The sequence below is a fragment of the Gordonia sp. 852002-10350_SCH5691597 genome, assembly GCF_001665715.1.
Taxonomy (GTDB): Bacteria; Actinomycetota; Actinomycetes; order Mycobacteriales; family Mycobacteriaceae; genus Gordonia; species Gordonia sputi.
Genome location: NZ_LZMO01000016.1, coordinates 1 through 20,330, shown reverse-complemented (window position 1 = coordinate 20,330; position 20,330 = coordinate 1). Strand labels below are relative to the sequence as shown.

Here is a 20,330-nt window from a genome sequence, read left to right as displayed (position 1 = left end):
CGGCTCTTCGGCATTGTGTTCATCACAGGTCGCGCTGTCAGCGGCCACCGCGGCGTCGGCCTCACCGATGTCGGGCTCGTTGTACGGTGCTGTGTCGTCGAACGGTGCTGTGTCGCAGTCTGTTTGACCGTTATGAGGTGTGGCGGGGTCGGATGGTGTGGCGGGGCAGTCGGTGCTGCCGCAGTGGCAGGTGAGGTGGTTGCCGGGGAGGCCTTGGATGTCGGCGAGGGCGGCGACGCGGCGTCGACCTGGGGTGCGTGGGTCATCAGAACAGAGTCGCTCGGTGATGAGTGCAGAGATTCTCTCCGCCAGATGCACGCCTTGTTCGGCGGGTAGGCAGCCGTCGAGGGTGACGTGTCCGTGTGTGTCGGGGCGGATGTGGATGTTCTGGTTGCGGTCGGCGAACTCGCGACGGGCGTGGGCGGCCGCGTCCGGATCGAGGGCGATGACCAGTTCGGTGAGTTGATCGCGCAGGGTGGAGTCGGCGGAGGTGCGTCGGGTGAGTTCGAGCGCGAGGGGTTCGGCCTGTGCTCGCAGGGACGGGTCGAGTATTGACAGTTGGTCGGCGACGATTTCGATGCGGGATAACCGGATGTGGCCGTCGAGGAAGGCGAGGGTGGTGTGGGGGAGGTCGGTGAGGTGGGCGCCGAGGATGGCGTAGCGGCGCGCGAGTGATCGGGAGATGCCGAGTTGTAGTGAGATTTCGGCGATGGCGGCTTTGTCGACGGCGTGGTGGGTGTGGGGTCGGGTGGCGGTGACGATGAGCATGTCGTCGGCGATGGATTGGCCGATGCGGTAGGCCAACAGGGCGGTGCGTGCTTCGGCTTGGCGTGCGAGGCGTTGGGTGGTGCGGGCGACGTCGTTGAGCTCGACACCGGAGAGGTGGCCGATCGTGTCGAGGTCGGCGGCGGTGAACGACAGCGGCGAATGCGGGAACGGTGACGTCGGGACAGGGCCGCTGGTGTCATCGATGATGTCGGTCATGGCCACCCCCTTTTTTGCCGCGTGTCGGTGATCGCTTGTGTGTTCGATCTGACAACAACGCTACAGGGTGGGTACGACAATTCGGACAGCGCGGAGAACGGCTGTGAAACATCGCTACCCAGACGACGGATCCGCAGGCGCGCGACTTGCGCGCTCAAACTGTCAACAATCCGACAATGTGTCATCATGCCTGCATGGAGTACGAATTCGGGTGGGGTGATGGCCCCGGCGAGCAGGTTGGCATCGGGATCGTCTGCCCGTTCGATATGGCTCTCGACCGCGAGCTGTGGCGCTGGATGCCCGACGGCGTTTCGCTGCATTTCACCCGTACCGGATTCATCGACGCCCCGGTCGACGTCGACATGTGCAAGGACCTGAACAACCACGCCGAGATCGCGGCGGCGGTGCGCGCGATTTCGGCCGTTCGGCCGAGTGCATATGCGTACGCGTGTGCATCGGGCAGCTTTGTCTACGGCATCTCCGGGGCCGTCGAACTCTCCAACTGCATGATGGGTGCCGGTGCGCAGCGCGCGGTGACGACGTCGGAAGCGCTGTTGCGTGCGTTGGATGCGTTGGGAATCAGTCGGATCGCCGTGGCGACGCCCTATACGAATGCGCTCACCGGATTGCTGTGCGACTTTCTCGCGCAAGCCGGACGCAGCGTGGTGGCACAGGCGGGACTTGGTCGTGACCACGACATCTGGACCATTCCGTATTCGGTGACGGCCGATCTGATCCGAGGCGCCGACCACCCCAATGCCGACGCGATCTTCGTGTCCTGCACCAACCTCTGGACCTACGACGTCCTCGGCGCACTCGAAGCCGAACTCGGCAAGCCGGTGCTCTCGGCCAACCAGGTGACCGCGTGGGCGACACTCGTCGACGCCGGCGTGCTGTCGCCGGGGATCACGCAGCCCTACGTCGTACCTGCTGCTGATCAGTCGCTGTTCGCGCGCGCCGCATGATCGAGCCCTGCGTGGGTTGAGCAACGTAGGGTTGGGTATGGCCACAGATAAGCCGTTCGACGCAGCGACCGATGCAAAGTACGTGCAGCTCACCACTTTTCGCAAAGACGGGACGCCCGTGGCGTCGCCTCTGTGGGCGGCCTACGACGGCGAGTCGCTGGTGATGTGGACTGAGACCGACTCGTGGAAGGTCAAGCGGATTCGACGCGACCCGCACGTCGTCGTCCAGGCGTGTGATGCCCGTGGAAAGAAGCTCCGGGGTCAGCCGGTGGACGGAACCGCGACGATCCTCGACGCCGCCGGTACCGATCACGCGCGCAGTGTGATCTCGAAGAAGTACGGCATCGTCGGCTGGGTTCTCGTCAAGGCGAGCCTGATCCGTCGCGGCAAGGACGGGACGATCGGCATCGCGATCACACCGCGCTGAGTCGACGCCTCCGCGCAGCAGGAATCTCGTGATAGCAACGCGCCCAAACCATTTCGTGTTCGACAGGACTGATCGCACCTGAAGCGAGACGATCATCGGCGTCACGCAGGAGGATGGCGAGGTCGCAGATGCTCCGCCGGGTAGCTCGGGCAGTGGCGTCGGCGCCGTAACCGGTCCACGCCTCCAGGGTGCGTGTCTGCGTGCGCACCAGGTGGGTGCGCTGCCCGACGACCACAACCGCCGCACACGCGACGACCATTCCGCTCAGCATTCCAGCAAGCCCGAAGCCGCCCATCCACGACGCGATCAATGCGAAAGTCAACACCGTGGCGATTGCGACGAAGGGCAGTGCCCGCCACACACGCAGCCACCGCGCGTCGTCTTCGCTGGCGCCGGGCGGATACACGACGATGCGATGGCAGACCCAATGGCGCGCGTAGCCGACCTGGACGTATCCCCAGCGCGACGATCCTGACCCGTTCATGTGATCGGTTCTAACTCCTACACACGCGGGAGAGCGTATTCCTCACGACTTCTCGACGCCGTGATCGCAGATCTTGACGCGCCTTTGACGCGCCTTTGACGAGGCCCGCTGCACGGCTGAGTCGGTCGGCGCGAAGGTTGCGTCAACAAACCCCGGTGCCGCGTATGGAACGCGTTAAGAGGTCTTCCGACACAGACGAATTAGACAGAAGCTGTGGTGCGCCGTTCGCCAGCTCGACGTTCGGCATGCCCAGCCAAGGAGTGTGTGACAAGTGGCCGATGTGCTTTATGTACTCGCCGCGTTGATCGGCTTCGCGCTATGTGTCCTGGTGGTCCGGGGCGTTGACGCGAGGATCGGCCGATGACTGCAGACGGAGTGTTGAACGTGGTTCTGCTGGTCCTGTCGGCGGCGACAGCGATCTACCTCATGATCGCGCTGATCAAGCCGGAAAGGTTCTGAACGTGAATTCATCCCTTGCGGGGGCGCTCCAGGTGGCGTTCGTCGTCCTGGTTCTCGCAGTCGTCTACGTGCCGCTCGGCGACTACATGGCCCGCGTGTACCGCAGCACTCGCGACCTGCTGCCCGAGCGCGCGATCTACTCGTTGGCTCGCGTCGACGCCCGGCGCGAACAGACGTGGGTCGGCTACGTGCTTGCGGTACTGGCTTTTTCGCTGATCTCGTTTCTGTTCCTCTACCTGCTGCAGCGGCTGCAGGGCGTGTTGCCCTGGTCGGACGGCAAGGCAGGTGTGAATCCGGCGACAGCGTTCAACACCGCGATCTCGTTTGTCACCAACACCAACTGGCAGTCGTATTCGCCAGAAGTGGTGATGAGCAACCTTTCCCAGATGCTCGGACTCGCCGTGCAGAACTTCGTGTCCGCCGCCGTCGGCATGGCTGTGGCCGTCGCGCTCATCAGAGGGTTGGTGAATCGACGCGGCGACGGACTGATCGGCAACTTCTGGGTCGACCTGACGCGTACGTGCGTCCGTATTCTCTTGCCGCTCAGTGTGATCGTCGCGATCCTGCTGCTGACTCAGGGTGTGGTGCAGTCGTGGCACAGCGGCTTCGGCTTCACGACGATGTCGGGTGATCCTTCCCGAAGCATGGTGGGGCCGTTCGCTTCTCAGGAGGCGATAAAGGAACTCGGAACCAACGGCGGCGGCACGCTGTCGGCGAACTCGGCGCATCCCTTCGAGAATCCGACGCCGTTCAGCAACGTCGTGGAAATCCTTGCGATCCTGATCATTCCGATCTGCCTGACACGCACCTACGGCACGCTGGTGCGCGATCGACGTCAAGGCCTCACGCTGCTCGGCGTGATGGCGGCGATCTGGGGTGTGATGCTCGCGATCGTGTGGACCTTCGAATCGCACACCAACGGTCTTGCCGCTCAGGCTGCGGGCGCGATGATGGAGGGCAAGGAACAGCGTTTCGGCATTCCCGGAAGTGCGTTGTTCGCGGTCTCGACAACCGGAACATCAACGGGCGCAGTCAATGCCGCTCACGACAGCCTGTCTGCCGGCGGTGGTGGAGCGGTGATCTGGAACATGCTTCTCGGCGAGGTCGCGCCTGGCGGCGTCGGCACCGGTCTGTACGGAATCCTGATGATGGCTGTGGTCACGGTGTTCGTCGGCGGTCTGCTCGTCGGACGCTCGCCGGAGTTCCTCGGAAAGAAGATCGGCCAGAACGAGATCACCATGGCGGCGCTGTACGTACTGGTCATGCCTGCTCTGGTGCTGGTCGGCGTCGGTGTCAGCGTTGCGATGGGTTCGACGCTCGACGCCCAGGGCAACAGTGGCGACCCGGGGACTCCGGGATCGATCCACGGGTTCTCCGAGGTGATCTACGCGTACGCGTCGGCAGCGAACAACAACGGCAGCGCGTTCGGTGGGCTGACGGTCACCAGTGACTGGTTCCAGACGTCGCTCGGAATGGCGATGCTGCTCGGCCGGTTCTTGCCGATCGTGTTCGTGCTCGCGCTCGCGGGGCTGCTCAGCCGCCAACGCCCGCGCGGGGTGGTCTCGACAGGCTCGACCAGCGGGTATGGCTCGACCAGCGGGGTTTCGACAAGCTCAACCGGCGGGGGCAGCTCAACCGGCGGGGGCAGCTCAACCGGCGGGGACGGCTCAACCCGCGGGGACAGCGGGGTGGTTGCGGTCCTCGAGCGGCAGGAGGCCGTCCGGGCCGAGGCCAATCTCCCCACGCACGGACTGCTGTTCGGCGCACTGCTACTCGGCACGATCCTTCTCGTCGCCGGTCTCACCTTCTTCCCTGCCATGGCGCTGGGACCCATCGCGGAGGCACTTCTGTGAGCGTCAACACCATCGAATCCGACGTGACACCCGAGGAGGCGGCGGTCGAACAGCGTGAGGAGACACAACTGGTCTCGCGCGGCTCGTTCGATCCTCGGCAGCTCATCACGTCGGTTCCGCAGGCACTGCGGAAACTCAACCCGCGCGACCAGGCGCGTAATCCGGTCATGTTCGTCGTGTACATCGGGTCGATCGTGACCACCGTGCTCGCGATCTGGCGGCCGTCGTGGTTCGCATGGCTGATCGCGGCGTGGCTGTGGTTCACCGTGCTCTTCGCGAATCTGGCCGAGGCCGTCGCGGAAGGTCGAGGTAGGGCGCAGGCGGATTCGCTGCGAAAAGTCAAGCGCGACAGTATGGCTCGTCGAATCGACGAGAGCGGTTCGATTTCGCAGGTGTCGGGAACGGCCCTGCGGGTCGGCGACCTCATCGTCGTCGAGGCCGGTGAGGTGATCGCGGGCGACGGAGATGTCGTCGACGGCATCGCGACGGTCGACGAGTCGGCCATCACCGGCGAGTCCGCCCCGGTGGTGCGCGAGTCCGGCGGCGACCGCTGCGCGGTGACCGGCGGCACGGTGGTTCTCAGCGACCGCATCGTCGTCAAGATCACCGCCGCGCCCGGAGAGAGTTTCGTCGACCGCATGATCGCGCTCGTCGAGGGTGCGTCGCGCAAGAAGACGCCCAACGAGATCGCACTTGACATCCTGCTCGCGAGCCTGACGTTGATCTTCCTGCTCGCGGTGGTCGCGGTCGGTCCGATGCAGCAGTACGCGGGCCAGAGCCCCGACGCGATCAAGCTGATCGCGCTGCTCGTATGCCTGATTCCGACGACGATCGGCGCGCTGCTCAGCTCGATCGGTATCGCGGGCATGGACCGGCTCGTGCAGCGCAACGTCCTCGCCATGTCGGGGCGTGCGGTGGAAGCCGCGGGCGACATCGACACCCTGCTGCTCGACAAGACCGGCACCATCACGTTCGGTAATCGCCGGGCCACCGAGATCTTCCCCGGGCCGGGAACTTCGACGGCCGAGCTCGCCGAGGTGTCTTACCGCTGCAGTCTGGCCGACGACACCCCCGAGGGGCGCAGCATCGTCGAATTGTGTTCGGACGAGCACGATGTGGTGCCCGCCGACGCGGAAGCGCTCGCCGCGACGCGTGGTCACGAGCACCCCGAGTTCGAGGTCGTGCCCTTCACCGCGGAAACGCGAATGAGCGGCATCGATGTACGCACCGGTCCTGGCCCCGTCGTCGAGTACCGCAAGGGTGCCGCCGACGCTGTCGCGCGCTGGGTGACAAAGCTCGGTGGTGCCATGCCGGTCGAGGTGACCGAGCGGGTCGCCGAGATCTCGAACGGCGGTGGTACGCCGCTGGTGGTGGCAGTCAACGCCGAGACTCCGCGCGTGCTCGGCGTGATCCAACTGTCCGATGTCGTGAAACCCGGTATGACGGAACGCTTTGCGCAGCTGCGTGAGATGGGTATCCGTACGGTCATGGTGACCGGCGACAACCCGCTCACCGCGAAGGCGATCGCCGCCGAAGCCGGCGTCGACCACTTCGTCGCCGAGGCGACACCGGAGGACAAGCTGGCACTGATCCGTGCCGAGCAGTCGGGTGGACGCCTGGTCGCGATGACCGGTGACGGCACCAACGACGCACCAGCGCTCGCGCAGGCCGACGTCGGTGTGGCGATGAACTCGGGAACGTCGGCGGCCAAGGAAGCCGGCAACATGGTCGACCTCGACTCCGACCCGACCAAGCTCATCGACATCGTGGCGATCGGCAAGCAGCTGTTGATCACGCGTGGTGCGCTGACGACATTCTCGCTGGCCAACGACCTCGCGAAGTATTTCGCGATCCTGCCTGCGATGTTCGTGAGCATCTATCCGCAGCTCGACTCCCTCAACATCATGCGGCTGCATTCGGCACAGTCGGCGATCGTCTCGGCGGTGGTGTTCAACGCGCTCATCATCGTCGCGTTGATCCCGCTCTCGCTGCGCGGTGTGCGGTACCGACCCAGCTCGGCGTCGAAGTTGTTGGGGCGCAACCTACTCGTCTACGGCGTCGGAGGCGTGATCACCCCGTTCGTGGGGATCTGGCTCATCGATCTCGTCGTCCGCTTCCTCCCGGGAATGGGGTAATCGCAGCATGAACACCATCACGTCCGGATTCTTCCGGCAATGCGCCGTCGCGTTCGCGATGCTTGTGGCGCTGACTGTGATCCTCGGCGTCGCGTATCCGACGGTCGTCTGGGCGGCTTCGCGCATCGGGTCGAACTCCGCGGAGGGGTCGCAGGTGACCGACGCCAAGGGCTGCAACGCCGGTTCGACGCTGATCGGGGTCGATCCGAAGGCACCCGCTGGGACTCCCGACAGCTATCTGCACGCACGGGTTCTCGGCTCGGCCGACGATCCGATGGCGACCGGAGATCCGTCGGCCTCGGCAGCGAGCAATCAGGGCCCCAACAGCGAGACTCTCGCGCACAACATCACCGCCCGTCGCGCGTTGATCGGGCAGCGTGAGGGCGTCGCGCCGTCGGCGGTGCCAGCGGACGCCGTGACCGGTTCCGGCTCGGGCCTCGACCCGCAGATCAGCCCGGAGTACGCGGCGATCCAGATTCCACGGATCGCGCGCAACAGCGGGAAGTCGCAGGCTGCGGTCCGAGAGATCGTCGACGCCCACACGTCCGGACGGCAGTTCGGGTTCCTGGGGCAGCAACGCGTCAATGTGCTCGAGGTGAACCTCGCGCTGGGTCACACGGTGTGCAAGTGATCGCCGATCGCGCTGATTAGACTCGGTTCCATGGGTTCAGGTGCTGACACCCGAGGTCGACTCGAAGTCTTCCTCGGGTGTGCGCCCGGAGTCGGTAAGACCTACGAAATGCTCTCGCATGCAAAAAGTCTCGCCGATGAGGGTGTAGATGTGGTGATCGCGGTTGTCGAGTCGCATGGGCGCTCGGCAACCGCGGCTCTCACCGATGGTCTCGAGGAGATTCCGCGCCGCGAGGAGGTGTATCGCGGGGCTGTCCTCGACGAGATGGATCTCGACGCGGTGCTGGCGCGTGGCCCACGCGTCGCGCTCGTCGACGAACTGGCGCATACGAACGCTCCCGGATCGCGAAATGCCAAGCGGTGGCAGGACATCGAGGAGTTGCGCGACGCGGGCATCGACGTGCTGACAACGGTCAACGTGCAGCACCTGGAGAGTCTGAACGACGTTGTCGCCCAGATCACCGGTGTCATCCAGCGCGAGACCGTTCCCGATGCGGTCGTGCGTGCCGCTGACGAGATCGAGTTGGTCGACATCGCCCCGCAGGCGCTACGTCAACGTCTCAGCGCGGGCAAGGTGTACCCGGCCGGACGCATCGACGGGGCGCTCTCGAACTACTTCCGGCAGGGAAACCTGACGGCACTGCGCGAATTGGCGCTGCTGTGGCTCGCCGACCGCGTCGACGATAATCTCGCCGACTACCGCGCAGCGCACGCGATCACCGACACGTGGGAAGCGCGCGAACGCGTGGTGGTGGCGATCACCGGTGGGCCCGAATCCGCGACACTGATGCGTCGAGCGAGTCGCATCGCGTCGCGGTCGAGTGCGGAACTGGTTGTGGTGCATGTGGTCCGCGGAGACGGACTCGTCGGGACACCCGCCGCCGAACTGTCGCGGCTGCACGAGTTGGCCGAAGGGTTCGGCACGCGTATCCACACCGTCGTCGGCGACGACATCCCGTCGACGCTCCTCGACTTCGCACGTGGCGTCAACGCGACGCAGTTGGTGCTGGGTACGTCGCGCCGCCCGCGTTGGCAACGACTCTTTGACGAGGGCGTCGGTGCGAATGTCGTTGCGCACAGCGGGAAGATCGACGTCCACATGGTCACCCACGACGAGACGCGTCGTCGAAACCGACTAGACATTCGTGACACGCGCTTTCATCGTCCGTTGAGCTGGGTCGCGGCGGTCGTGGTGCCGGTGATCATGACGGTCATACTCGCGGTCCTCGACCGCTGGTTGGGGTTCGCGAGCGAGTCGGCGTTGTTCTTCGTGACGGTGCTCGCGGTCTCGCTGCTCGGCGGCATCGGGCCCGCAGCACTGTCGGCGGTGGTGGCAGGCCTGCTGCTGAACTACTTCTTCACCGACCCGAGGTTCACGTTCACCATCAACGAGCCGGACAATCTCATCACCATCCTTGTCATGCTGGTGATCGCGATAGCGGTTGCCGCACTGGTTGATTCGGCGGCGAGCAGGCGCAGACAGGCAAGCCTGGCGAGTCGTGACGCCGAGTTGTTGGCGTTGTTCTCCGACGCCGTCCTCGGTGGGGCGGACGTCTCGGCACTGCTGCAGCGCGTGCGTGAGACCTACGACCAGACCGCGGTGTCGGTGGTGCACAAAGAAGACGGTCGACGCGTCGTCGACGCCGCCGTTGGAGACAACCCGCCGGAGCGCGCCGAAGACGCCGACACGGTCTGCCCGATCCCCGGCGGTGAATACGAATTGCTGTTGCGTGGACCGAAACTCGGCGGTCGGGATCGACGGGTACTCGCCTCGGTGGCGATCCAGGCCGCGGGCGCGGTGCAGCGTCGTCGACTCGAACGCGAGGCAGCAGAGGCACGTGCACTGGCCCAGACCGACGAGATGCGTCGTGCATTGCTGTCCGCGGTGAGCCACGATCTGCGCACACCGTTGGCGGGCGCGAAAGCTGCGGTGTCGAGCCTGCGTGCGGGCGACGTGACATTCAGCCCGGAGGACACCTCGGAACTCCTCGAGACGATCGACGAGTCGGTCGACCACCTGTCGGCCCTGGTGGGAAATCTGCTCGACTCGTCGAGGCTCGCGGCCGGTGCCGTGCGGCCCAAGCTGGCGCGCACCTACCTCGTCGAGGTGGTCCACCGCGCGGCGACCGCGGTGAGCTGGGTCGGTGGACCCATCCCGGAGATCGCCTTCACCTTCCACGCGATGTGGGCCTACACCGACGGCGGGCTGCTCGAACGCGTCCTGGCCAACCTGATCGACAACGCCGTGCGGCACGGTGGTGGTGGTGCCGATGCTGGACGCGGCGTCGAGGTCACGGCAGAGTCCGAGACCGACGACGACGGTTCGCCGCGTACGGTCATTCGTGTGATCGACCACGGCTCCGGGATTCCCGCCGACAGACGCGGGCAGATCTTCGACGCCTTCGTGCAGGGTGGCGACCGCAACGGCGCCGACGGAGGCGTTGGTCTGGGCTTGTCTGTCGCACAGGGATTTACCGCCGCGATCGGTGGCACGCTCGGCGTCGAGGAGACACCTGGCGGCGGGACCACGATGGTGGTCTCACTTCCGGCGGAAGACGATGAGTCATGACCGACGGAATCCGAGTCCTCGTTGTCGACGACGAGCCACAGTTGTTGCGCGCCTTGCGAATCAATCTGAGTGCGCGTGGCTTTGCGGTCACGACGGCGTCGACGGGTACCGCTGCGCTGACCGCGGCAGCCAAGGTCAACCCGCAGGTGGTGGTCCTCGACCTCGGGCTTCCCGACATCGACGGCTTCACGGTTCTGGAGGGATTGCGCGGGTGGACCAACGTCCCGGTCATCGTGTTGTCGGCGCGTGGCGAATCGGTCGACAAGGTGGCGGCGCTCGACGCGGGCGCCGACGACTACGTCACGAAACCCTTTGGGATGGACGAGTTCCTGGCGAGACTGCGGGCGGCGGTGCGTCGTGGAGTCGCCGCACCGGATGCGTCGGAGGTGCCGGTCGTCGACGCGGGAGACTTCGTGGTCGACCTCAGCGCAAAGCAGGTGTCGCGCCACGGTGAGCAGGTCCACCTGACGCCGACCGAGTGGGGGATTCTCGAACTGCTCGTGCGCAACGAGGGAAAACTGGTGGGGCAGAGGGACATCCTGAGTACCGTGTGGGGTCCGAAGTACCTCAACCAGACCAACTATCTGCGTGTGTACCTGGCCAGCCTGCGTCGCAAACTCGAAGACGACCCGGCACACCCGGTGCACCTGCTCACCGAGGCGGGGATGGGATATCGCTTCGTGCGGGGACAGGCGGCGACTGAGCAGGCGGGGTCTGAAGAAGCGGCGTCTGAAGAAGCGGCGTCTGACTGAACAGCGCGCCCAGCTTGTCCGAGTGCGGCGTCGCGCCCGCGAGTCGCGCGCCCTCCCAGGCGGTCACCTGGTTCGCGGTGAGGACGGGTTTGCCCACCTGTGCCTCGAGATCGTTGATCCAGGTCGCTGTGTGCAACGCCGTGTCGGGGATCAGAATGGCCTGTGCGGCTGGGTGATCGGCGGTGACAACCATGTCGAACAGAGTGTCGCCGTCGATGGTCCTAGCATCGGTCGCGGTCAGAATGTCGTTGGCGCGCATGCCGACGACCTCGATATCCGCGCCGGCGAGGAACGTCGTGAATCCCGCGGCGACGTCGCCCGGGTAGCTCGCCGCGACTGCGACAGCGTCGATCCCGAGCGCTCTGCACGCCTCGGCAAACGCGAGCGACGTCGACGATGCGGGTAGTCCCGCAACCTCCGACAACTGTGCGGCTTGCCGCTGTGCGCCCTCCCATCCGTAGAGGAAGCTGCCCGAGGTGCAACCCCACATCAACGCTGCGGGGTCGTATGTGCGTGCGCGCTGCGCGCCGTCGAGCAGTCGGTCGGACTCGCCGACAGCGCGCATGGCGTCGACGGTGTGGTCGTCGGAGTCGATCTCGGTGATCACCACGGGCAGGCGAATCGACGGACCGAGTGCGTCTTCGATGAGCTGGTAGTCGTCCTCGGCAGCGTGGCCCGGGTAGAGGACCGCGCTGGTAGCGGTTGTCACGGGTTGACCTCCCGACTAGATTGTCAACAATCAAACAATTGTCGATCTCACCGTATCGGAACCAGAGGTGACCATGCAGGACTCAGTGCGCACGATGTCGGCGTCGGAGCTCGGCGACGCCTACCGCAGTGGATTGCTGAGCCCTGTCGACGTCGCTGCCGAGCTACTGGACACCATCCCGCAGGTGAATGCCGAGATCAATGCCTTCTGCCTCGTAGACCCGGATACGACGATGGCTGCTGCGCGCGCGTCCGCAGATCGCTACGCGGCGTCGACTCCACTCAGCCCGCTCGACGGTGTGCCCGTGTCGATCAAGGATCTCCTGCTCACCGAGGGTTGGCCGACGCTGCGCGGCTCGTTGACGCTGAGCCCGGACACACAACGATCCGACGTCGACGCTCCAGCGGTGGCACGACTGCGCGATGCGGGAGCCGTGCCGCTCGGGAAGGTCACGACACCTGAATTCGGCTGGAAAGGCGTGACCGATAGTCCCCGCACCGGCATCACGCGCAATCCGTGGTCGACCGATCGGACGTCCGGTGGTTCGAGCGGCGGAAGCGCCGCTGCCCTCGCGGCGGGACTCGGGCCGTTGTCGGTGGGCACCGACGGTGGCGGCTCGATCCGTATTCCGGCTGCGTTCTGCGGAATCGTCGGACTCAAGCCGACGCTCGGCCGGGTGCCGATGTATCCGCCGAGTCCGTTTGCGCCGGTCGCGCACGTCGGACCGATGACACGCACCGTCGTCGACTGCGCATTGTTGCTCGACGTCATCGGCGGTTTCGATTCGCGCGACTGGTCGGCGGGGCCTACGCTCCAACCTGTCGCGCCCGCGATCATCGCAGGCGAGCGGGGCCTGTCCGGCGTCCGCATCGCCTACAGTCCTGATCTCGGCTACGGCGTCAATGACGCTGTGGTGCAATCGAATACGGAAACCGCGGTCGGGATACTGCGCGACCTCGGGGCCACGGTCGACGAGGTCGAGATCGGGTGGGACGATCCGGTCTGGGCTTATCACACCGTGTGGTTCGCGGGAGCGGCAGCCGTGGTCGAGGGTCTCGACCCCGCGCTCAGAGAGCTCGTCGACCCGAAACTGCTTGCGGCACTGGAACGTCACAGTGACTTCAGTGCGGCCGACTACGTGGACGCCACTGCGCTGCGGATGGCAATGGGCACACAGATGGGTGCGCTGCACGACGACTACGACGTTCTGGTGACACCGTCGATGCCATCGGTCGCGTTCGAGGCGGGTGAAGACGTGCCTGCGGGCTCGTCGTCGCAGGACTGGACGTCGTGGACGCCGTACAGCTACCCGTTCAATCTCACCGGCCAACCTGCGATAACGGTGCCGAGCGGATGCGCGCAGAACCCGTTGCTGCCGACTGGAATTCAGATCGTGGGCGCGCGGCACGACGACGCGACGGTACTGCGCGTTGCCGCAGCGTATGAGTCCGCCGCGAACGTCGGCGCGCTCGCGGAGGTGGCGCTCCAACGAAAGCCGCAGATTCCCAACGAAAGTCGAGATGGCTCGTGACCGATCGCTTCATCATCGTCAGCCTCACATCGCGCGATGTCAGCGCCAGGGCGAGACTGCTCGACGTCGAGGCGCCACGCACCGCCTCCGCGGTGTGGGACGCTTTGCCGTTGGGGGGTCAAGTTTTTCACGGTAAGTTCGCGCGCAACGAGATCTACACGTTGACGCCTGCGTTTGCCTCGGAGGAACCGGGATTCGAGAATACGACGGTCACGCCCATACCCGGCGACCTTTGCTATTTCACGTTCGACGGTGTATTGGACAATCCCGCTTACGGTTACGAATCCGACGCCGCGCCGTCGGAACACTCACTGCTCATCGACCTCGCGGTCTTCTATGGTCGAAACAACTTGCTGGTCAACGGGGATGTGGGGTGGGTTCCCGGAAATGTGTTCGCCACCATCACAGATGGTCTCGACGAGTTCGCCGCGGCGTGCAATGACATCTGGATGGGTGGCGCTCGCGGCGAAACCCTGACATTTGCGCGTGCATAGAGTACGAAGAAGGGGATGGTCACGATGGCAATGGAGCGAACACGATCGGACGGACGCCGTCGGGTTCTCGAACCGATCGAGCAGGAGTCGACACCTGCGATCATCGCCCGAAAGTTGCACGATGCGATTGCGAACGGTAACTTTCCGTCCGGCTCACAATTGACCGAAGCAGGTCTCGCAGTAGACCTGGGAGTGAGCCGGGGCCCGCTGCGAGAGGCGATGCAACGCCTGACTGCAGAAGGGTTGCTGGTGAGTCACCGCAACCGAGGCTTGTTCGTCGTCTCGATGGACGACGACGACATCCGGGACATGTACATCGCCCGGACGGCCGTTGAACGTGCGGCAATAGAGCAGGTGATCGAACACGACGATCCTGCGGCGGTACAAGCTCTCACCGACGCAGTTGCGTTGATGCGTCGTCATACCGACGATCCGAACGGCGAAGACATGGCCGAAGCGGATATGCAGTTCCATCAGACGTTGGTGGAATACGCGCGGAGTCAACGTTTGTCGCGCTTGCACGGCACGATCCTCGTGGAAACGAAGATGTGTCTACGCGCGATGCGAGGAACGTATTCCTCGGGAAAGGAACGTACCGACGAACACCAGGCATTGGTGGACGCCATCGCAGCGGGAGATGCGAAGGCGGCCGACGAGCTGATGATCGAGCACATGAGAGACGGTCTCCGCCGACTGCTCTAGACGACGTGTACTGATCACCGCCCACCGATGTGAGTCAGCGCGAAGACACACTGGCCCCGAGTCCACCAGGAAGGCACAGATGGCTACGGCACACTCCTCGGCAACCTATGAGGACCTCGCACCCGATCCCGAGTCGCGAGAAGGAAAAGCTCTACTCCGCAAAGCAATTGGCGCGTCGGCGATCGGTAATGCCACCGAGTGGTACGACTACGGCGTCTACGCCGCGACCGCTACTTACCTCACGCAGGCATTCTTCCCGGGGTCGCTCGGCTCGATAGGCACCATGCTCGGGTTCGCGATCTCATTCGTCCTACGCCCGTTGGGCGGCATGATCTGGGGTCCCATTGGTGACCGGATCGGACGAAAGTCCGTGCTGGCCATGACGATTCTGTTGATCGCCGGTGCGACCGCGCTGATCGGCGTACTTCCGACACATGCCGTCGCTGGAATCTGGGCGCCGATTCTGCTGATCGCGCTTCGCGTGATCCAGGGCTTCTCCACCGGCGGTGAGTACGGCGGCGCTGCGACGTTCATGGCCGAGTATGCGCCGGACAACAAGCGCGGCAAGTACGGTTCGCTGCTGGAGTTCGGCACGCTCGCAGGGTTCAGCGCGGGCACCGCTATTGTTCTGTTCCTCGAGCTGTTGCTCTCCGACGAGCAGATGCAGACGTGGGGCTGGCGAATTCCGTTCCTGATTGCGCTGCCGCTCGGGTTGATCGGTCTGTATCTGCGCTCGCAGCTGGAAGACACCCCGGTGTTCCAGGAGCTGGACAAGCGCGACGAGATCACCGGAAGTGCCTACACCCGCTTCAAGGATCTGCTGAGCAACTACTGGAAGCCGATCCTGATCATGTTCGGCATGGTGATCGCACTCAACGTCGCGAACTACACGCTGCTGGCGTATCAGCCGACGTACTTGAAGGAGACGATCGGGCTATCGGAGTCGTCGGGTTCGACCGTGGTGCTCATCGGTCAGCTCGCGATGATGGTGGTGATTCCTTTCTTCGGCGCGGCGTCGGACAAGACCGGGCGCAAACCGATGTGGTGGATCTCGCTGATCGGGCTGTTCGTTCTCGCGATACCGCTCTACTGGTTGATGGGTAAGGGATTCGCCTGGGCGATAGTCGGATTCGTGATCCTGGGACTGTTTTACGTGCCTCAGCTGTCGACCATCTCCGCGACGTTCCCGGCGATGTTCCCCACCCAGGTCCGCTACGCAGGCTTCGCGATCTCCTACAACGTGGCGACCGCCGCGTTCGGTGGTACCGCACCGCTCGTCAACGACGCGGTGGTCAGCGACACGGGCTGGAACCTGTTTCCCGCCGTCTACATGATGGGCGCCTGTGCAATCGGCATGGTGGCGCTGATCTTCTTGAAGGAGACGGCCGGAGCGTCGCTGCGCGGCACTGAGATTCCCGAGCGGACCGATGACATCACGGTCTCGGAGAGCTCCACGGCCGCGACCTCTCGCTGATCTAGGCTCCATCGTGCAGTGCTGACGGCAGTCGACCGGTCAACCGGCGATAGGATGTCGGATATGTCGAGGCCCGAGTCGTATCACCACGGTGATCTCGCCGCAGCTCTGGTGCAGTCGGCGATCGAGTTGCTCAGCGAGGACAGCTCTGCCGAGTTGTCGTTGAGAGCTGTCGCCCGACGCGCAGGCGTCTCGCCCGCGGCGCCCTACCGGCACTTCGCCGACCGTGAGGCACTGGTCTCGAGCGTTGCTGCGGTGGGCTATCGCGAGCTGACTACGCGACTGAAAGCGGCGAGCGAGTCGCCGTCGAGCGTCGACGATGTAGCCGACATCGCCGTCGCCTACGTGCGGTTCGCGTTGGAGCGGTCGGGCCTGTTCCGCGCGATGTTCGCCGAGCGGTGCGACCCGACGAGCCCGGATCGCGTCGAGGCTGTCGAGGCGATCCGTGAGTATCTGAATACTGTTGTCGCTGCCACGGTTTCGACGTCGGAGCCAGAGGAGATCGCGACCGCGATGTGGGCGCTGGTGCACGGGCTGGCGTTCTTGTACCTCGGCGGAAAGTTCACCGAAACCTCTCCGGCTGAGATCGGCGCTCGCGTGCGTTCGACGGTGCGCGCTGTCCTCGTGCGGACGCCGTCATCCGAGTAGTTTCAGCGCCAGCAATGCGTAAGCCCTTGCGGCAGTGACCAGATCGGCGACAGCGACGGACTCGTCCGGTTGATGGGCCTGGGTGTTGATGTTGCCCGGGCCGCAGACGATGGCCCGGATGCCGAGGTCGCGACTGACGAAACCGCCGTCACACGCGGCGGTCCAGCCGCCGACGGACGTCTGGGCGCCCAGCGCGTTGAGCGCATCAACGGTTGCGGTGACCAGTGTGTGGTCGGCTGGAGTCTCGAAGCCCGGCATCTCCATGGTGACCGCGACGTCGACCTCGATGCCGTCGGAGTCGATGCCCGCGGCGGCGATACGGCCGCGTAGCCAGTCAGCGATGGCCTCTGCGCTCTCATCGGGCATCAGTCTGCGGTCGACGCCGAGGGCGGCCATCGGAGCGACGACGGAGATGCCCTGCCCGCCGCTCATCGTCCCCACGTTCCAGGTTCCAGAGCCGAGAAGACCTGCGGCGCCTGCGGTCATCGCCTCGTGGTCGGCCCGGATGATGTCGATGATCGACGCCGCCGCGTAGATCGCGCTGCGACCGTCGTCGGGGCGACCGGAGTGGGCGGCCTTGCCCCGGATGTCGATCTCCAGATACGACGCCCCGCGACACCCGCGCACGACGGCCAGGTCGGTGGGTTCGGCGACGACGCAACCGACGAAGTCGCGGGAGGTGTCGGCGCGGGCCACCAGGTCGCGGACGCCTGCGCCGTGCTCCTCCTCGTCGACGGTGCAGACCAACTGCACCGGACCGGAGAGTCGGCCCTGCTCGGCCAGCGGCGCCAACGCCGACATCGCTGCGACGACCGAGGCCAGTCCGCCCTTCATGTCGACGGTGCCGCGCCCGGTCAGCACGCCGTCGGACAGGCGGGTGCGGTAGGGATCACCGGTCCAGCCGGGACCTGCGGGGACGACGTCGGAGTGGCCCAGGAACATCAGTCCCGGCCCGTCGCCGCCGGGTAGCGTCGCGATGAGGTTGGGTCGGCCGGGCGTCACCTCGTAGCTGGTGACAGTGAAACCGGTGTCACGGCAAGCACTTTCGAGAACGGCGACCGCCAGGGCCTCGGTGCCGCCGGGGTTCTCGCTCGGAGCGTCGACCAGAGCTCTGGTGAGTGCGATGATCTCGTCCGGACGGATCCGGGCCACCACCGCGTCGGACTCGCTCACCGTCACTGGGATTCCCTTCGTGGTCGTCGGCCAGGCAGTGTCAACGTCAACTGCCAAGCCGACCTCAGCTGTTCTGTGTCACCCTCTCGCAGACATCCTCTCGCAGCTTCCGGCGAGACGTCGAATTCCCTCGTCGATGCGCTCGGGCGTGCTCGATGCGAAGCACAGACGCAGAGCGTTGCGGAACCGGCCGGTCGGCGACAGTGCGGGGCCAGGGATGAATGCGACGCCGTCGGCGAGAGCGGTCTCGAACAGTTCGCGGGTGTCGATTTCGGCGAACTCGCCGCGCAGGGTCAGCCAGAGGAAGAAGCCGCCTTCGGGGTGCGTCGTTGACACGCGGTCGCCGAAGTGGCGCTCGACCGAATCGAGCATCGCGTCCCGGCGTTCGCGGTAGAGAATCCGCAGGCCGGCGAGGTGATCCTCGAGTCCGCCGCGGGCGATGTACTCGGCGACGATGTGCTGGTTGGGCACGTTGGTGCAGGTGTCCATCGCCTGTTTGCCGTTGATGAGCAGTTGGCGCAGCGACGGGTCGGCGTCGACCCATCCGACCCGCCATCCCGGCGCGAGGATCTTGGAGAACGTCCGCACCGAGAAGATCAGCGGATCGTGCGGCGACAGGGTCTGGAACGTCGGGACGTCGTCGCCCGAGAAGCGCAGCAGGCCGTACGGATCGTCATCGATGATGACGGCGCCCCACTCGTGTGCCAGCCGCAACAGCTCGCGTCGACGCTCCTCGGAGAGGGTGACGCCCGACGGATTCTGGAACGTCGGGATCGTGTAGATCGCCTTGGGGGTGCGTCGGGTGCGAGCGACGAGGTCTTCGAGAGTGTCGACCTGCATGCCGTCGTCGTCGACGGGGACTTCGAGAAGCTGCGCGCCATACGACAGCGCGGTGGCACTGCCGTTGGTGTACGTCGGTGATTCGACGACGACGAGGTCGCCGGGGTCGACGAACAGCTTGGACGCGAGGTCGAGGCCCTGCATGCCGCCGGTGGTGATGACGAGGCGGTCGAGGCTCGACGGGGCGGGTGTGGTGGCGAGGTAGTCGACGAGAAGTTGCAGCAGCCGTGGTTCGCCCTCGGTGGCGCCGTAGGTGAACGACGAGTTGTCGAGGATCTCGCCCGCGATCTGCCGGAACTCCGCAGCGGGGACAGCCTCGTCCGCGGGTGAGCCCATCGCGAAGCGCACGATGTCGTGCGTCTGAGAGGCCAGCAGGGATGTCGACGAATCGATCATCGAGCCGACGAGATCCTTCGCACGTCCGGCGAGGGGGAGCGTGTAGTTCATGGTGGTCACTGCTGACACCTCATTTCCTGATCAATTCGCGCGGGAACGCGGTGAAGGTTTCGACGCCCGTCGGGCTCACGCGCACCGACTCGGAGAGCTCAAAACCGTAGTCGTCCATCCACATTCCGCAGACGATGTGGAACGTCATGTTGGTTTCGAGGATGGTTTCGTCCTCGGTGCGAATGCTGATGGTGCGTTCACCCCAATCGGGCGGGTAGCCGATCCCGATGGAATAGCCGAGGCGAGAGGGCTTTTCGAGACCGTACTTGGCGAGAGTCCAGTTCCAGGTCGATGCGAGCTCGCGCGTGGCGACGCCGGGTTTGATCGCGTCGAGAACGTTGTTGAGGCCCTCTGCCGTTGCGCCCGCGACGTAGTCGAGATCCTTCGACGGTGCGCTCAGCGCAACGGTGCGGGCGAGGGGACAGTGATACCGGTTGTGCGCACCGGACAATTCGACGACGACTGCCTCGTCGGGGGTAAAAGTACCCTGGTGCCAGGTCAAATGGGGAGTGTCGGCTGCGGCACCGGTCGGCATCATCGGCACGATCGCGGGGTAGTCACCACCGAACTGGTCGGTGCCGGTGATCTGCGCCTGCGAGATCGCCGCTGCCGCATCACATTGCCGCACACCGACATCGATGGTCTCGATGGCTGCGCGCATCGCCTCCGAACACACCATGCCCGCCTGACGCATGAGCTGAACCTCGGCGTCGGATTTCACCGAACGCACCCAGTTGACGAGTTCGAAGTTGTCGACGAGCTTCCACTCGGGGATGGCGTTGTGCAGAGCGCGGTAGGCCTTGGGAGAGAAGAAGTGTGAGTCCATCTCGAGTCCGACGGAGCCGCCCTTCGATGCCGGTGCGACCTGGTGACGTTGGCGTAGCGCCCACGCGACCCAGTCGAACGGGTGCACGTGCGGGCGGTGCACGTAACTTTCGGGATAGCCGACGATCTGCTCGTCGGGTAGCCAGGTGGTGCGGTGTGCGCCATGTGCGTCCATCTCGCGAGCGAAGAACAGCATCTCGCCGTCGATGGGGACGAACAGCATCTGCGG

At 65.1% G+C, this 20,330-nt stretch carries 19 protein-coding genes; 13 read left to right on the top strand and 6 right to left on the bottom strand.

Annotated elements, in window-relative coordinates:
- Positions 1 to 984: DUF222 domain-containing protein (locus A5777_RS01115; RefSeq protein WP_064861335.1), on the bottom strand; the 984-nt coding region annotated here is incomplete at its 3' end.
- Between the two features lie 194 nt (positions 985 to 1,178).
- Between A5777_RS01115 and A5777_RS01110 the strand changes: the two genes are divergently transcribed.
- Both A5777_RS01110 and A5777_RS01105 read left to right on the top strand, forming a co-directional pair.
- Complete coding sequence (locus A5777_RS01110) at positions 1,179 to 1,949, top strand: maleate cis-trans isomerase family protein (RefSeq protein WP_064861334.1); 771 nt, start codon at positions 1,179 to 1,181, stop codon at positions 1,947 to 1,949.
- 37 nt (positions 1,950 to 1,986) lie between these two features.
- Positions 1,987 to 2,376: a PPOX class F420-dependent oxidoreductase gene (locus A5777_RS01105; RefSeq protein WP_197501436.1), complete on the top strand. Its 390-nt coding sequence runs from the start codon at positions 1,987 to 1,989 to the stop codon at positions 2,374 to 2,376.
- On the opposite strand, the gene A5777_RS01100 is transcribed toward A5777_RS01105, so the two are convergent.
- On the bottom strand, positions 2,363 to 2,860 hold the full coding sequence (locus tag A5777_RS01100; protein ID WP_064861332.1) for a DUF6611 family protein: 498 nt from the start codon (positions 2,858 to 2,860) through the stop codon (positions 2,363 to 2,365). The two genes, A5777_RS01105 and A5777_RS01100, sit on opposite strands and share 14 nt — an antisense overlap.
- 360 nt (positions 2,861 to 3,220) lie before the next feature.
- On the opposite strand from A5777_RS01100, the gene kdpF reads away from it, so the two are divergent.
- The 6 genes from kdpF to A5777_RS01070 are packed head-to-tail and all read left to right on the top strand — an operon-like array spanning position 3,221 to position 11,258.
- On the top strand, positions 3,221 to 3,319 hold the full coding sequence (kdpF, locus tag A5777_RS01095; RefSeq protein ID WP_064861331.1) for a K(+)-transporting ATPase subunit F: 99 nt from the start codon (positions 3,221 to 3,223) through the stop codon (positions 3,317 to 3,319).
- A 2-nt stretch (positions 3,320 to 3,321) separates the two neighbouring features.
- Positions 3,322 to 5,172 carry a potassium-transporting ATPase subunit KdpA gene (gene kdpA, locus A5777_RS01090; RefSeq protein ID WP_064861330.1) on the top strand — a complete coding sequence of 617 codons (1,851 nt, stop codon included), beginning with the start codon at positions 3,322 to 3,324 and terminating at the stop codon, positions 5,170 to 5,172.
- 23 nt (positions 5,173 to 5,195) lie between these two features.
- Complete coding sequence (kdpB, locus tag A5777_RS01085; RefSeq protein ID WP_231894903.1) at positions 5,196 to 7,307, top strand: potassium-transporting ATPase subunit KdpB; 2,112 nt, start codon at positions 5,196 to 5,198, stop codon at positions 7,305 to 7,307.
- Positions 7,308 to 7,314: 7 nt separating this feature from the next.
- Positions 7,315 to 7,938 carry a potassium-transporting ATPase subunit C gene (locus A5777_RS01080; RefSeq protein ID WP_064861328.1) on the top strand — a complete coding sequence of 208 codons (624 nt, stop codon included), beginning with the start codon at positions 7,315 to 7,317 and terminating at the stop codon, positions 7,936 to 7,938.
- A 30-nt stretch (positions 7,939 to 7,968) separates the two neighbouring features.
- Positions 7,969 to 10,506, top strand: coding sequence for a sensor histidine kinase (locus tag A5777_RS01075; protein ID WP_064861327.1), 2,538 nt, complete (start codon positions 7,969 to 7,971; stop codon positions 10,504 to 10,506).
- Positions 10,503 to 11,258, top strand: a complete 756-nt coding sequence (locus A5777_RS01070) for a response regulator (protein WP_005206328.1) — start codon at positions 10,503 to 10,505, stop codon at positions 11,256 to 11,258. Before A5777_RS01075 ends, A5777_RS01070 begins: the two co-directional genes overlap by 4 nt.
- On the opposite strand, the gene A5777_RS01065 is transcribed toward A5777_RS01070, so the two are convergent.
- On the bottom strand, positions 11,158 to 11,967 hold the full coding sequence (locus A5777_RS01065; RefSeq protein ID WP_064861326.1) for a maleate cis-trans isomerase family protein: 810 nt from the start codon (positions 11,965 to 11,967) through the stop codon (positions 11,158 to 11,160). The two genes, A5777_RS01070 and A5777_RS01065, sit on opposite strands and share 101 nt — an antisense overlap.
- Before the next feature lie 73 nt (positions 11,968 to 12,040).
- On the opposite strand from A5777_RS01065, the gene A5777_RS01060 reads away from it, so the two are divergent.
- The 5 genes from A5777_RS01060 to A5777_RS01040 all read left to right on the top strand — a co-directional run bounded on the left by A5777_RS01060 (position 12,041) and on the right by A5777_RS01040 (position 16,816).
- Positions 12,041 to 13,498, top strand: coding sequence for an amidase (locus A5777_RS01060; RefSeq protein ID WP_064861336.1), 1,458 nt, complete (start codon positions 12,041 to 12,043; stop codon positions 13,496 to 13,498).
- Complete coding sequence (locus A5777_RS01055; RefSeq protein ID WP_064861325.1) at positions 13,495 to 13,992, top strand: DUF3830 family protein; 498 nt, start codon at positions 13,495 to 13,497, stop codon at positions 13,990 to 13,992. The genes A5777_RS01060 and A5777_RS01055 overlap by 4 nt, the downstream gene beginning before the upstream one ends.
- 15 nt (positions 13,993 to 14,007) lie before the next feature.
- Positions 14,008 to 14,694: a GntR family transcriptional regulator gene (locus tag A5777_RS01050; protein WP_005206320.1), complete on the top strand. Its 687-nt coding sequence runs from the start codon at positions 14,008 to 14,010 to the stop codon at positions 14,692 to 14,694.
- A gap of 79 nt (positions 14,695 to 14,773) precedes the next feature.
- Positions 14,774 to 16,168 (top strand): MFS transporter, encoded by a 1,395-nt coding sequence (locus tag A5777_RS01045; RefSeq protein ID WP_005206319.1) that lies wholly within the window; start codon positions 14,774 to 14,776, stop codon positions 16,166 to 16,168.
- A gap of 63 nt (positions 16,169 to 16,231) precedes the next feature.
- Positions 16,232 to 16,816 (top strand): TetR/AcrR family transcriptional regulator, encoded by a 585-nt coding sequence (locus tag A5777_RS01040; protein WP_005206317.1) that lies wholly within the window; start codon positions 16,232 to 16,234, stop codon positions 16,814 to 16,816.
- Here A5777_RS01040 and A5777_RS01035 read toward each other — a convergent pair.
- The 3 genes from A5777_RS01035 to A5777_RS01025 form a co-directional block, all read right to left on the bottom strand.
- Positions 16,805 to 17,995, bottom strand: a complete 1,191-nt coding sequence (locus A5777_RS01035) for a M20 family metallopeptidase (RefSeq protein ID WP_005206315.1) — start codon at positions 17,993 to 17,995, stop codon at positions 16,805 to 16,807. The genes A5777_RS01040 and A5777_RS01035 overlap by 12 nt on opposite strands.
- 72 nt (positions 17,996 to 18,067) lie before the next feature.
- Positions 18,068 to 19,276 carry an aminotransferase-like domain-containing protein gene (locus tag A5777_RS01030; protein WP_051993864.1) on the bottom strand — a complete coding sequence of 403 codons (1,209 nt, stop codon included), beginning with the start codon at positions 19,274 to 19,276 and terminating at the stop codon, positions 18,068 to 18,070.
- Positions 19,277 to 19,295: 19 nt separating this feature from the next.
- Positions 19,296 to 20,330, bottom strand: a 1,035-nt coding sequence (locus A5777_RS01025) for a M24 family metallopeptidase (RefSeq protein WP_064861324.1), incomplete at its 5' end; no start/stop codon positions are given.